Annotated in this window: 13 protein-coding genes; 8 read left to right on the top strand and 5 right to left on the bottom strand. The window is 67.7% G+C overall.

Features of this window, described 5'->3' with window-relative positions; translation table 11 throughout:
• Positions 1-131 precede the first annotated feature (131 nt).
• Both AB0M15_RS28250 and AB0M15_RS28245 read left to right on the top strand, forming a co-directional pair.
• Positions 132-1,208 carry a medium chain dehydrogenase/reductase family protein gene (locus AB0M15_RS28250; protein ID WP_363824480.1) on the top strand — a complete coding sequence of 359 codons (1,077 nt, stop codon included), beginning with the start codon at positions 132-134 and terminating at the stop codon, positions 1,206-1,208.
• 51 nt (positions 1,209-1,259) lie between these two features.
• On the top strand, positions 1,260-2,051 hold the full coding sequence (locus tag AB0M15_RS28245) for a methyltransferase (protein ID WP_363824479.1): 792 nt from the start codon (positions 1,260-1,262) through the stop codon (positions 2,049-2,051).
• Positions 2,052-2,060: 9 nt separating this feature from the next.
• Here the strand turns inward: AB0M15_RS28245 and AB0M15_RS28240 are convergent, their stop codons facing one another.
• The gene (locus AB0M15_RS28240; RefSeq protein ID WP_363824478.1) at positions 2,061-2,522 is read right to left on the bottom strand and encodes a DUF1801 domain-containing protein; all 462 of its coding nucleotides are present in this window, start codon (positions 2,520-2,522) and stop codon (positions 2,061-2,063) included.
• A 141-nt stretch (positions 2,523-2,663) separates the two neighbouring features.
• On the opposite strand from AB0M15_RS28240, the gene AB0M15_RS28235 reads away from it, so the two are divergent.
• From AB0M15_RS28235 to AB0M15_RS28215, 5 genes are all read left to right on the top strand, one after another.
• Entirely contained in the window at positions 2,664-3,107 is a 444-nt protein-coding gene (locus AB0M15_RS28235; protein WP_363824477.1) for an SRPBCC domain-containing protein, read from the top strand.
• 73 nt (positions 3,108-3,180) lie between these two features.
• On the top strand, positions 3,181-5,811 hold the full coding sequence (locus tag AB0M15_RS28230; RefSeq protein WP_363824476.1) for a LuxR C-terminal-related transcriptional regulator: 2,631 nt from the start codon (positions 3,181-3,183) through the stop codon (positions 5,809-5,811).
• A 65-nt stretch (positions 5,812-5,876) separates the two neighbouring features.
• Entirely contained in the window at positions 5,877-6,077 is a 201-nt protein-coding gene (locus AB0M15_RS28225) for a hypothetical protein (RefSeq protein ID WP_363824475.1), read from the top strand.
• A 9-nt stretch (positions 6,078-6,086) separates the two neighbouring features.
• On the top strand, positions 6,087-6,812 hold the full coding sequence (locus tag AB0M15_RS28220) for a DUF4386 domain-containing protein (RefSeq protein WP_363824474.1): 726 nt from the start codon (positions 6,087-6,089) through the stop codon (positions 6,810-6,812).
• 64 nt (positions 6,813-6,876) lie between these two features.
• The gene (locus AB0M15_RS28215; RefSeq protein ID WP_363824473.1) at positions 6,877-8,313 is read left to right on the top strand and encodes a GuaB1 family IMP dehydrogenase-related protein; all 1,437 of its coding nucleotides are present in this window, start codon (positions 6,877-6,879) and stop codon (positions 8,311-8,313) included.
• Here the strand turns inward: AB0M15_RS28215 and AB0M15_RS28210 are convergent.
• A complete protein-coding gene (locus tag AB0M15_RS28210) occupies positions 8,297-8,926 on the bottom strand; it encodes an SUMF1/EgtB/PvdO family nonheme iron enzyme (protein WP_363824472.1) in 630 nt (209 codons plus the stop codon). The two genes, AB0M15_RS28215 and AB0M15_RS28210, sit on opposite strands and share 17 nt — an antisense overlap.
• 38 nt (positions 8,927-8,964) lie before the next feature.
• On the opposite strand from AB0M15_RS28210, the gene AB0M15_RS28205 reads away from it, so the two are divergent.
• On the top strand, positions 8,965-9,207 hold the full coding sequence (locus AB0M15_RS28205) for a helix-turn-helix domain-containing protein (RefSeq protein WP_363824471.1): 243 nt from the start codon (positions 8,965-8,967) through the stop codon (positions 9,205-9,207).
• Here the strand turns inward: AB0M15_RS28205 and AB0M15_RS28200 are convergent.
• The 3 genes from AB0M15_RS28200 to AB0M15_RS28190 form a co-directional block, all read right to left on the bottom strand.
• The gene (locus AB0M15_RS28200; RefSeq protein ID WP_363824470.1) at positions 9,200-9,811 is read right to left on the bottom strand and encodes a mobile mystery protein B; all 612 of its coding nucleotides are present in this window, start codon (positions 9,809-9,811) and stop codon (positions 9,200-9,202) included. The two genes, AB0M15_RS28205 and AB0M15_RS28200, sit on opposite strands and share 8 nt — an antisense overlap.
• Positions 9,808-10,155 carry a helix-turn-helix domain-containing protein gene (locus AB0M15_RS28195; RefSeq protein ID WP_363824469.1) on the bottom strand — a complete coding sequence of 116 codons (348 nt, stop codon included), beginning with the start codon at positions 10,153-10,155 and terminating at the stop codon, positions 9,808-9,810. Before AB0M15_RS28195 ends, AB0M15_RS28200 begins: the two co-directional genes overlap by 4 nt.
• Before the next feature lie 63 nt (positions 10,156-10,218).
• Entirely contained in the window at positions 10,219-12,288 is a 2,070-nt protein-coding gene (locus AB0M15_RS28190) for a PQQ-dependent sugar dehydrogenase (RefSeq protein ID WP_363824468.1), read from the bottom strand.
• Positions 12,289-12,325: the final 37 nt, after the last annotated feature.

Genomic DNA, 12,325 nt, shown 5'->3' with positions numbered 1-12,325 from the left:
GCCGCCATCGTAGGTGAGGGCCGGGCGACTACGTAGTGCGATCTACGTAGTTTTCGCCGACGCGCGGGTCGCCCCCGCCACGGCATCGTCTATCTCGTCAGCACGACGACGACTTATGAGGCGAGGACGAGATGATCACCGAGGTAGAGCTGCCGGGCATCGTCGAACCGGATGGACTGAGACTGCGCCGGCGAGAGATCCCGCAGCTCGAGGCCGGCCAGGCGCTGGTCCGGATGGAGGCGACCGGCGTCTCGTTCGCCGAACAACAAATGCGCCGCGGCAAGTACTACGACCAGCCGCCCTTCCCCTTCGTCCCCGGCTACGACGTAGTCGGCGTCATCGAGTCCCTCGGCCCCGACTCGAACTCCGACGCGGACTCCGACGCGGACTCCGACGCGGACTCCGGCTCGGGCTCCGGCGCCGGCTCGGGGTTTGTGGTTGGGCAGCGGGTTGCGGCGTTGACCAAGGTTGGCGGGTGGGCGGACCGGCTGGTGCTGAACACGGCGGATCTCGTACCGGTGCCGGCTGGCGTCGGAGCCGAAGAGGCGGAAGCGTTGATCGTCAACGGCGTGACCGCCTGGCGAATGCTCCGCATCGCCGGAGTCAAGCGCGGCGACACCATCGTCGTACTAGGCGCCAACGGCGGCGTCGGCTCACTCCTGGTGCAGTTCGGACGGCACCTCGGTGCGCAGGTCATCGGCACCGCTTCCCGGCGTCACCTCCCGTACGTCCGTGAGCTCGGCGCGACTCCGGTCGATCGCGAGCAGGACACCGTCGCCGCGGTCAAGGCGATCGCCCCGGACGGAGTCGCCGCGGTCTTCGATCACGTCGGTGGTACCGGCATCCGCAACTCGTGGTCGATGCTCGGCCGTGGCGGGTACCTCGTCTCGTACGGAACCGCCGCCACCCGCGACCAGCAAGGCAACGCCAAGCTCCCCGTACTCGCCTTGATCGGCCGCCTGGTCATGTGGAACGTCCTGCCCAACGGCAAGTCCGCCACGTTCTTCAACCTATGGGCCGGCAAGGCCCGCCGCCCCGAGCGCTACCAGGCCGAACTGCGAGCCGACCTCGAAGCCGTCCTCGCCCTGCTCGCCGCCGGCGAGATCACCGCCCGCATCGCCCGAGCCTTCCCCCTGGCCGACATCGCCGAAGCCCTCCGCTACGCCGAATCCGGCACCGCCGCCGGAAAAGTCGTCCTCGTCCCCTGAACCCCTCCCCGCCGGCGGCTCCTTCACCCCGCCCAGTCGTATGTTGAACGGGTGACTGATGACGCTTGGGCCGGGCTTGTGGATTCTTTCGCCGAGGGTGCTTATGCCTCGGCGAAGGGTCGCGTACGGACGTACGTGTTGCACCACCAGCTGATCGAGCATCTGGCCGAGCCGCCGAGCGCGGTGCTCGATGTCGGTGGGGGAGCAGGACATCAGTCGTTTCCGTTGGCGCAGGCGGGCTACGAGGTGACGCTGCTCGATCCCTCGGCGGCGATGCTCGACAAGGCCCGAGAGCGACTCGGCCGGTTGCCTGCTGAAGTACAGGCGCGGGTGACGCTGCTGGAAGGCGACGGCTTGAAGGCCGTCGAGGCGGTTGATGGGCGGCAGTTCGATGCGGTGTTGTGCCATGGCGTGCTCGGGTATCTCGACCAGCCGGATGAACTGGTTTCGCAGCTTTGCCAGTGCGCCGCTGCAGGTGCCGTGGTGTCGATCATGACGGGCAACGCCAACACGATGGCAGTACGCCCGGCGCTCGAGCGCCGGTGGGCGGATGCGTTGGCTGCGTTCGACTCCACCGAGGAGGTCGGGGTGCTGGGTGTGCCGACCCGGGCCGACACGGTAGAGCATCTCAGCGAGCTGATGGAGGGCCACGGGGTCGCGGCGCTGGAGTGGTACGGGGTGTGGCTGTTCACCGACTGGCTTGATTTCAGTGGGGTCGAGGTGGACCTGAGCGACTCGGCGCAGGTGGCGGCGATGGCGGCCGTCGAGTTGGAGGCGAGCAAGCGGGATCCGTACCGCCGGCTCAGCCGCCCGTTTCACCTGGTGGGGCGGAAGCGTACGTAGTACCGGGCCTCAGCTAGCGGCCTTCTTGATCAGCGCGGTGAGCTGCTTCTCCACGGCGGGGGTCAGCTTGGTCACGGCCCAGGACGTCGGCCACATGTCGCCGTCGTCGAGGTTGGCCGGGTCGTTGAAGCCGAGCGTGCTGTAGCGGGCCTTGAACTTGTCGGCGGGCTGGAAGAAGCAGACGATCTTGCCGGCCTTGGCGTAGGCGGGCATCCCGTACCAGGTCTTCGGCTCGAGCTCCGGGGCCTCGGCCTTGACGATCGCGTGGATCCGCTCGGCGATCGCACGCTCGCCCGGGTCGCCGATCTCGGCGATCTTCTCCAGGACCGCGGCCTCCGCGTCCGCCTTGCCGGCGGCCGCCTTCAGCTCGCGGGCCCGCTCCTTCATCGCCCCACGCTCTTCGTCCGTGAAGCCGTCGTAGGACTTCGCCGAGGTGGTGGTCTTCTTCGCGGTGCTCTTCGTCGTGGTCATGTCCTCAGCCTACGAAGCCGCCGCCGTCCGGGCTTCTCGAAAACTGATCGATCTCCAACGCGCAACCAAGGGTTGCATTTGAGTTCGGGTCGGGCTACCTTCATATGCAACAACTGGTTGCACATGAAACGGAGAAGCGAAATGGTAGACATCCTGCACAGAGTCGGCGTGAAGTCCTCGGTGGCCGAGGTCTATGCGACCTTGACCACGATCGAAGGCCTGGCCGGCTGGTGGACCACCCAGACCACCGGCGACGCGAGCCAGGTCGGCGGCGTCACCGAATTCAAGTTCGGCCCCGGCGGCTTCGACATGAAGGTCCTCGAGCTGACCCCCGACAAGCGCGTCCTCTGGGAGGTTGTCGAAGGCCCCGAGGAGTGGATCGGCACCCACGTCATCTGGGACCTCGAACAGGTCGACGACTGGGCCATCATCCACTTCAAGCACGAAGGCTGGAAGGACCCCGTCGAGTTCATGTCCCACTGCAGCACCAAGTGGGCCACCTTCCTGATGAGCCTCAAATCCCTCGTCGAAACCGGCAAGGGCGCCCCCGACCCCCACGACACCACCATCAGCAACTGGCACTGAGCCCGGGTGACAACGGGTGAACCACTAGCGCCTGGCCTCTTTGGTCTTCAGTATGTGTGCTGGGGAGGTGGGGGTGTTGTTGGAGGGGAAGTTCCGGCTGCCCAGGCGGCGGCGTGGGGTGGTGGAGCGCGGGCGGTTGGGGGAGCGGCTGGCTGCGGCGACGGGGTTGGCGCTGGTGTCCGCGCCGGCTGGCTTCGGGAAGACGACCTTGCTGACGGAGTGGCTGGCTGCGGACGGTCGTAAGGCCGCCTGGCTCTCGCTCGACGAGCGGGACAACGACGCTGCGTCGTACTGGTCCTACCTGGTCGCCGCCCTGCAGACCGCGGTTCCCGAGGTCGGTGCCACCGCGGTCTCCTTGTTGCAGTCGAACCAGCCGCCGATCGAGGCGGTACTTTCGGCCCTGCTCAACGACCTCGGCACCATCGAGTACGACGTGGTGCTGGTCCTCGACGACTACCACGTGATCGAGGCCCGCGAGATCCACGACGGGATGACCTTCCTCGTCGAACACCTTCCGCCCCAGATCCGGGTCGTGATCGCGAGCCGGGCCGACCCCGCGTTGCCGCTGGCCCGGATGCGAGCGCGAGGCGAGCTGGTCGAGATCCGGTCGGCGGAGCTGCGCTTCACGGCCGACGAAGTCGCGGAGTACCTCAACACCGTGATGGGGCTGACGCTGACGGCGCACGATGTCGCAGTACTGGAAGGGCGGACCGAAGGCTGGATCGCCGCGCTGCAGCTGGCCGCGCTCTCGATGCAGGGGCGCGACGACGTCAGCGGGTTCATCGCCGGTTTCGCGGGGGATGACCGGTACATCGTCGACTACCTGGCCGAGGAGGTGTTGCAGCGGCAGCCCGAGGACGTGCAGAGCTTCCTGCTCCAGACCTCCGTCCTCGACCGGTTGTGCGGGCCGCTGTGTGACGCCGTCACAGGGCAGGTCGGTGGGAAGGACCGGCTAGCCGCGATCGAGCGAGGCAACCTCTTCCTCTTCCCGCTCGACGATCGGCGCCGGTGGTACCGGTATCACCAACTCTTCGCCGACGTCCTCCAAGCACATCTGCTGGACGAGCAGCCGGAGGTCGTCGCCGGGCTGCATCAGCGGGCCAGTGCGTGGTACGAGAAGAACGGCGAGCGAGCCGAGGCGATCCGCCATTCCCTTGCAGCAAAGGATTTCGAGCAAGCGGCGGCGCTGGTCGAGTTGGCGATCCCGGACCTGCGCAGGACGAGGCAGGAGGCCGTCGTACGGACCTGGCTGCAGGCGTTGCCCGACGACGTGATCAGCGTCCGGCCGGTACTAGCGGTGACGTACGCCGGAGCGCTACTGATCGGCAGCGAGCTGGACGGCGTCGAGCGCAGACTCCAACAAGCCGAGCGCTACCTGACGGACGACGCCGAGAAAATCGTCGTCGACCACGATGCCTACGGCCGCCTCGCCGAGTCGATCGAGACCTATCGAGCCGCCCAATCCCTGGCCCGCGGCGATCTTCCAGCCGCCGTCACCCACGCCCGCCAAGCCCTCGCAATTGCAGCCGAGGACAGCCACCTCTGGCGCTCCGCCTCCGCCGGCCTGCTCGGCCTCGCCTACTGGTCCACCGGCGATCTCGAAGCCGCGCACGAAGCCTGGACAGCCTGTACTACGGGACTGCAAGCAGCCGGCTACACCGCGGACGCCCTGGGATGTGCGATCGCGTTGGCCGACATCCGCCTGGCGCAGGGCCGCCCCAGCGACGCGATGCGAACTTTCGAGCAGGCGCTGCTCCTCAAACCCGGCCAATGCGAACCAGTACTCCGCGGTACCGCCGACATGTACGTCGGACTGGCCGAGCTGCACCGCGAACGCAACGACCTCCAAGCCGCGACCCAGTTCCTGGCCAAGGCTCAGGCTGTCGGTGAACAGGCCAGCCTGCCGCAGTACTCGTATCGCCGCCGCGTCGCGATGGCCCGGATCCACGCCGCGGAAGGCGACTTCGCCGCAGCACTCCAACTGCTCGACGAGGCGGAGCGCGTCTACGTCGGCGACTACTTCCCCAACGTGCGCCCGATCCCGGCCGTGCGCGCGAGAGTGTGGCTCGCGGCGGGCGAGCTCGACAAAGCGCTCGCCTGGGTGGCCGACGAGGGGCTGACGGTCGATGACGAGCTCAGCTATCTCCGCGAGTACGAGCACCTCACCCTGGCGCGCGTCCTCGCCGCCCAAGGGACAGCCACCGGCCCGTTCCTGGACCGTCTCCTGCAGGCCGCGGAGGACGGCAAGCGGACCGGAAGCGCGATCGAGATCCTCGTACTGCGCTCACTCGCCCACCAGGCGGGCCACGACGCCGCCTTGGCCGACCTGCGTCGGGCGCTGACGTTAGCCGAACCCAATCGCCACGTCCGGATCTTCGCCGACGACGGCCCAGCGTTGATCAGGTTGCTCCAAACCGCAGCAAAACAAGGCGATCCAGCTGCCCAACGCGTCCTCGGAGCTGTCGCGACCCCGGACCGCGCGAAGCCCGTCAAGCAGGGCCTGATCGAACCGCTCAGCGCCCGCGAGTTCGACGTACTGCGCCTGCTCGGCACCGAGCTCGACGGCCCCGGTATCGCCCGTGAGTTGGTGGTCTCACTCAACACCGTCCGCACCCACACCAAGCACATCTACGCCAAACTCGGCGTCACCAACCGCCGCGCCGCCGTCCGCCGGGCCGGCGAGCTCGAGCTGTTCTCGCGCTGAATCACCACCCGGATCACCACTTGTGGTGACGCCGGCTCACCATCTCGCCGCCTAGCTTGCGAGTCATGGACGAACCGTACGAAATCCGCCTCCAAGGGCATCTCGGCGCCCGCTGGGCCGCGTGGTTCGACGGGCTCGCCCTGACCAACGAGAGCGACGGCACGACCGTCATCAGCGGACCGGTGGCCGACCAGGCCGCGCTGCACGGCCTGTTGCAGAAGGTCCGCGACACCGGCCTGCCCCTGCTCTCCATCCAGCAGAAATGAAAGGGCGACATGACCACCATCACTCGCACCACCGCACCACCAAAGGCCGACTCGTTGCGAAGGACGGCGCTGGTGGCGGGCATCCTCTACCTGATCACCTTCGTGGCGTCGATCCCGGCGCTCCCGCTCTACTCCGACCTGGTCGACGACCCGCGGTACATCCTCGGCTCCGGCTCCAACGCGGCCGTCCTGCTCGGCGGCCTGCTCGAGGTCATCGCCGCACTCACCGCCATCGGTACCGCGGTAGTCCTCTTCCCGGTCGTCAAGCGGCAGAGCGAATGGCTGGCCCTCGGCTTCGTCACCTCACGCGTGATCGAAGGGGCGTACATCGTGGTCGGTGTGATCGCCCTGCTCTCGGTGGTCACGCTCCGCGACAACCCGATCGCCGGTACGGATCCAGCCGCGCTGATCACCGCCCAGCACTCCCTGGTCGCGATCCACGACTGGACCTTCCTCCTCGGCCCCGGCGTCATGCCCGGCATCAACGCTCTACTGCTAGGCACCCTCCTCTACCGCTCCGGCCTGGTACCGCGCATCATCCCCACGATCGGCCTGGTCGGCGCGCCCTTCTTCCTGATCTCCGCCGTGGCCCTGATCTTCGGCGCCTACGACCAACTCTCCCTCTGGTCCGGCATCGCCACCGCCCCCATCTTCGTCTGGGAACTCTCCCTAGGCCTCTGGCTCACCTTCAAAGGCTTCAAGTCGTCGCCGATCGCCCAGGGACCGAATGCATAGGTTCGTGCGGAGGTGGTGACGTAGTCTCCGAGGGATCTGGTGTCTGGGTAGTGAGGTGAGGGCTTTGCGGTTCATCCGAGGGCAGCAGCCGGAGCAGGATCTGACGTTCAACGATGTTTTCCTGGTACCGAACCGGTCGGCCGTGCAGTCGCGGCTGGACGTGGATCTCGGGACGCGGGACGGGAGTGGGGCGTCGATCCCGATCGTCGCGGCCAACATGACGGCGGTGTCGGGGCGGCGGATGGCCGAGACGATCGCCAGGTGTGGCGGCCTGGCGGTGATCCCGCAGGACATCCCGGTCGAGGTGGTGGCCGACGTCGTCTCCTGGATCAAGGAGCGGCACCCGATCTACGACACCCCGCTGGTGATGGCACCCACCGGTACCGTCGGCGAGGCGCTCAACCTGCTGCCGAAGCGCGGCCACGGCGCGGTGATCGTGGTCGAGAACGGCCGCGCCGTCGGCGTGGTCACCGACGCCGACTGTGAAGGTGTCGACCGCTACACCCAGCTCGAAGGCATCATGTCGCGCGACCCGCTCAGGTTGCCGGCCGGGATCGCGGCGGAGGAAGCGTTCAACCAGCTGTACGACGGGCACCACCGGCTGGCGCCCGTCACGGACGAGGACGGCCACATCGTCGGCATCCTCACCCGCCAGCGCGCCCTCCGCGCCACCCTGTACGACCCCGCGGTCGATGCCCGGGGCAAGCTTCGGGTGGCGGCCGCGATCGGCATCAACGGCGACGCCGAGCAGAAGGCGAAATCGCTGCTCGACGCCGGTATCGACCTGCTCGTGATCGACACCGCCCACGGTCATCAGGAACGCATGCTCGACGTACTCCGGACAGTCCGCGCCCTCGACCCCGAGGTGCCGATCGTCGCGGGCAACGTCGTCACCGCCGAGGGCGTCGAGGACCTGGTCGAAGCAGGCGCCGACATCATCAAGGTCGGAGTCGGCCCCGGCGCGATGTGCACGACTCGGATGCAGACGGCTGTCGGCCGGCCTCAGTTCTCCGCAGTGCTGGAGTGTGCGACCCGGGCCCGTGAGCTGGGCAAACACGTCTGGGCGGACGGCGGCGTACGGCATCCGCGGGACGTCGCGCTCGCACTCGCCGCCGGCGCTTCCAGCGTGATGATCGGCTCGTGGTTCGCCGGCACATACGAGTCGCCCGGCGATCCGCATCGCGACAGCGACGGCCGTATCTACAAGGAGAGCTTCGGGATGGCGTCGGCCCGCGCGGTCCGGCTCCGTACCGCCGACGACACACCGTTCGAGCGCGCTCGCAAGGGCTTCTTCGGCGAGGGCATCTCGACCGCCCGGATGTACCTCGACCCTGAGCGCCCAAGCGTCGAAGACCTGCTCGACTCGATCGTCTCCGGCGTCCGCAGCTCCTGCACCTACGTCGGCGCCACCAACCTGGAGGAGTTCCACCACCGAGCCGTCATAGGCATCCAAAGCGCCGCCGGCTACAGCGAAGGCAAACCACTCAACACGAGCTGGTGATGTGCCCGCTTCGTGCCAGGCGGAAGCCGAGGTCGTCGATGTGGAAGGTTGGATGACTCTTCCGCCGGCTCGAGGCGCGGCAGGCGTTCGGTGGGTCGTACGCGCCCCCGCCACGGAACACCCGGTACGGTCCGTACGCCGCCGAATGGAGGTCCCAGGTCCACTCCCACACGTTGCCGAGCAGATCGTGGAAGCCCCAGCGGTTGGCCGCCTTGCCGCCGACCTCGTGCACGCGACCGCCCGAGTTGTCCCGGTACCAGGCGATCTCGTCCAGCTCGCCATATCGTTGCTCAGGGCCCCCAGTACGGCAGGCGTACTCCCACTCCGCCTCCGACGGCAGCCGATACCCGCTCGCCGCCCAATCGCAGACGACCTGCTCCTCATCGAGGAGCGTGTACGCCGGTGCCAGCCCTTCCCTCACCGACAACGTGTTGCAGAACCGGACCGCATCCAGCCACGACACATCGGTCGCAGGCAAGGCGCTTGAACCACCCGAGTACTCCGCCTGCGTCACCACGCAAGCGGCCAGCCGAAAGGGCGCTACCTCAGCGACCCACGAACCGCCCGTCCCCTCGTCCCGCAACGCGACCTTGCCACCCGGAAGCTCAATCATCAGACCCGGACGCTAACACCGGCGACGTTCTGCCGGGGATGGACGTCGCGGCGTACGGCGAATCCGACACCGCCTTCCACTTCCTCCTCGAGGGCGGGTTCACCCTGGAGATCGCCGACAAGTCCTACCCCCTCACCGCCGGCCTCCTGGCGAACCCAGCCCTCACGGTGGCCGCAGTAGCCACCCAAGTCGGCTACACCTCAGAATCCGCGTTCACCCAAACCTTCCACCAAACCACCGGCACCACCCCCGGCCGCTTCCGCCGCACGCTGCTCAGCTGACAGCGTTCGTGAGGAGCAAGGTGTAGTCGCCACGGTCGGCTGCTCGAAGTGCGCTGAGGTACTGCAGACGCGCTTCGGCGACAGGCTGCCCGCTGTGAGCGCCCCAGGACAAATGGCTCGACCCGAGACCGAGCGTCTCGGCCAGCACCCCCGCTGCCAGCCGCGCATGGTGACCGTTGCCGTTCACGAACGGATGAACGAAGACAAGCCGGTGATGGAACCGAATGCTGATCTCGGACTGTCCGTAGGTCTCCTGCTCGACCCAGAAGAGAACGTCGCCGAGAAGTGCCTGCAACTGCTCCTGGATCTGGCTCGGAGCGATCCCGATTGTGGTGTCACGCTGACGGAGCTGCCCCGCCCAGCTCCAGACGTCCCCGAACATCCGGCGGTGCAACTCCCTCAGAAAGCCCTGGTGGAGAAGGTCTTCGGGGGCCGGCCCCTGATCGTCGAGCCACAGCAAGGCATCGACGATGTTCGAGGCCTCGGCGTCGTTCAGCTCACCGCGGGTGCGCAGATCTGAGTATTCGGGAGTGAGGTACTGCGCGTCGTCGGCGTCGACCGGGGTCTGGCCGTCCTCGTCGCCACCCAGGTCCGTCGTGGTCACGCGGCCGAGCGAGAGACGCGATGGGCGACGACCTTACGCAGGACCCGCTGGAAGCCTTCGTCGGTCATCGGCTGCGCTTCCAGCGACATTGTCCAGGCGACTTTCTGGGCCTTGGCGATGTCGCTCTGCGTCGGCTGCTCCTGGCGAGGAACTACGGCGATGTCGAGCGTGTCCAGCACGCTGAGAACCTTCTCGGCCTCGAGTCGCGGCGCGCCGCTCTCCAAGCGCACCAGCCACTCGCGGGAGACGCCGGAGGTGGCAGCGACCGTGGCCTGGGAGAGTCCACGTCGAAGGCGCTCCGAGCGCACGGCGGCGCCGAGCTCAGCCATCCTCCTGATCCCCACGATCAACCTCCTTGTGACGGTACTGTCACATCCTACTCGTGTGACAGTACCGTCACAAGCCCGCTAGGGAGTCGGGAACTTCAGGCGGACGATGACGTTGTCGATTCCGTTGGGGGTGCCGCCGTTCATGTCGGCGTTGGTGGAGGTCAGCCAGAGGGCGCCGTCGGGGGTTTTGGTGACGCTGCGGAGGCGGCCCCAGCGGCCGGAGAAGACTGCTTGGGGGGTGCCTACGCCGGTGCCGGCCGCGTTGATCTGGGTGACCCAGAGCTGTTGGCCGGTGACGCCGGCGATGTAGATCCAGTCGTTGACGATCTCCACGCCGCTCGGGCCGGCTTGCGAGGTGGACCAGGTGCGCTTCGGGGCGATGTAGCCGCCGCAGTCGCCGATGGTGCCTTCACAGGCGGGCCAGCCGTAGTTGCCGCCCTTCTGGATCAGGTTGAGTTCGTCCTGGCTGTTCTCGCCGAACTCCGCGGCCCACAGCTGCCCGCGCGAGTCCCAGGCGAGACCTTGCGGGTTGCGGTGGCCGAGGCTGTACACGTACCGGGCGTTGCCGCCTTCACTGAAGAACGGGTTGTCGCTCGGTGCCGTGCCGTCCGGGTTGATCCGCAGGATCTTGCCGTTCAGCGAGCCGCGGTTCTGCGAGTTGCCGCTGTTCTTCGCGTCGCCGACGGTCGCGTACAGCTTGCCGTCCGGACCGAACCGCAGCCGGCCGCCGTTGTGGTAGCGGTTCTTCGCCAGCCCGGTCAGTACCGGCTCGGACGTCGTGGCCAGCACCCCGTTCTCGTACTTCATCCGCACGATCCGGTTGTCGTTCGCGGCCGTGTGGTAGAAGTACACCCAGTGGTCGGTGCTGAAGTTCGGCGACAACGCCAGCCCCAGCAGACCACCCTCACCGGTCGTGGTGACAGCGCCAGGAACCTTGCCCAGCGTGGTTTTCTGCCCGGTCGACGTCACCAGCAGTACTTCGAAACGGTCCCGCTCGGTCACGAGTGCCGAGCCGGATCCATCGGGCAGGAACGCGACGCTCCAGCCCAGGTCGACCTTCGCGATGTCCCGGTCGTACGCCGGAATGCCGCCGGTCCCCGTGCTGGCCGTCCGCACGCTCACCGCGTTGCTGGCAGCCGACGCGTTGCCATCAGGGTCGCGCGCCTTGACCGTGAACGAGTACTGCGTGTTGGGCGTCAGGTTCGTGATGGTCGCCGTCAGCGAGCTCGTCGTCGACACCTTCGTGGCGCCCTGGTACACGTCGTACCCGGCGATGCTCCCGCTGTTGTCGGTCGACGCGTTCCACGCCAGGCCGACGCTGTTCGAGGTGATCGACGTCGTGCGCAGGTTGCCCGGCGCGGTCGGCGGCTGGGTGTCGCCGCTCGGCGGGGTCGTGAACGCGACCACGTTGCTCTGCTGCGACGCGTTGCCCGCGGCATCGAACGCACCCACCGACACGTCGTACGCCGTATTGGAGGTCAGCGTGTCGACGGTCGCCGACAGCGTGTTCGCGTCGACCACTTTGAGCACGTTGCCGCCGCGGTTGATCTCGTACCGGACCACGCCGACATTGTCGGAAGCCGCCGTCCAGGTGAAGGTCGCCGCGTTCGACTTGATGTTGCTGACGGCAAGGTTCCCGGGCGCTGACGGCGGGGTGACGTCGTCGCTGGTCGGGGTGACGGTCAGCTTGTCGGCGTTCGGGCCACCGTCGGCCGTGGTGGCACGGGCACGGATCTTGTTCGTGCCCGCGGCCAGCATCAGCCGGACCGTCTTGGTCTGCCAGATGGTCCAGTCGCCGGTACCGGGGAAGCTGATGCCGACCGCGCCGGCCACACCGTTGACGGTGAAGTCCATCGGCCGCTGGGCGGTCGTCCCGTTGGCGTAGCGAAGCGTCACGTCGGCCGGTCCGGCGGGTGCCGTCACCGTCCACTCGACGTAGCTGCCGACGAGGTTGTCGTAGTTGACGAAGCCGGTGCCGGTGTAGCCGGCGTGGTTCGACTCGACCACGCCTTGGGAGATGGTGGCGTTCTCGGCCTGGTAGTCGGTCGAGGCCGCGGTCGCGGACTGGGTGAGGGGTGCGAGGGCCAGCGTGACGGCCACGGCCGACAGGCCGCTGAGCAGCGCACGCCGAAAGGATCGACGGGTCATGGAGGTCTCCTGATGTTCCGGGGCGGAAAGGAGCTGC

Source organism: Kribbella sp. NPDC051718 (assembly GCF_040681515.1).
In the GTDB taxonomy this organism is placed as follows: domain Bacteria; phylum Actinomycetota; class Actinomycetes; order Propionibacteriales; family Kribbellaceae; genus Kribbella.
Note: the sequence above shows the minus strand (reverse complement) of the source record. Positions and strands in the feature narration are given on the sequence as shown.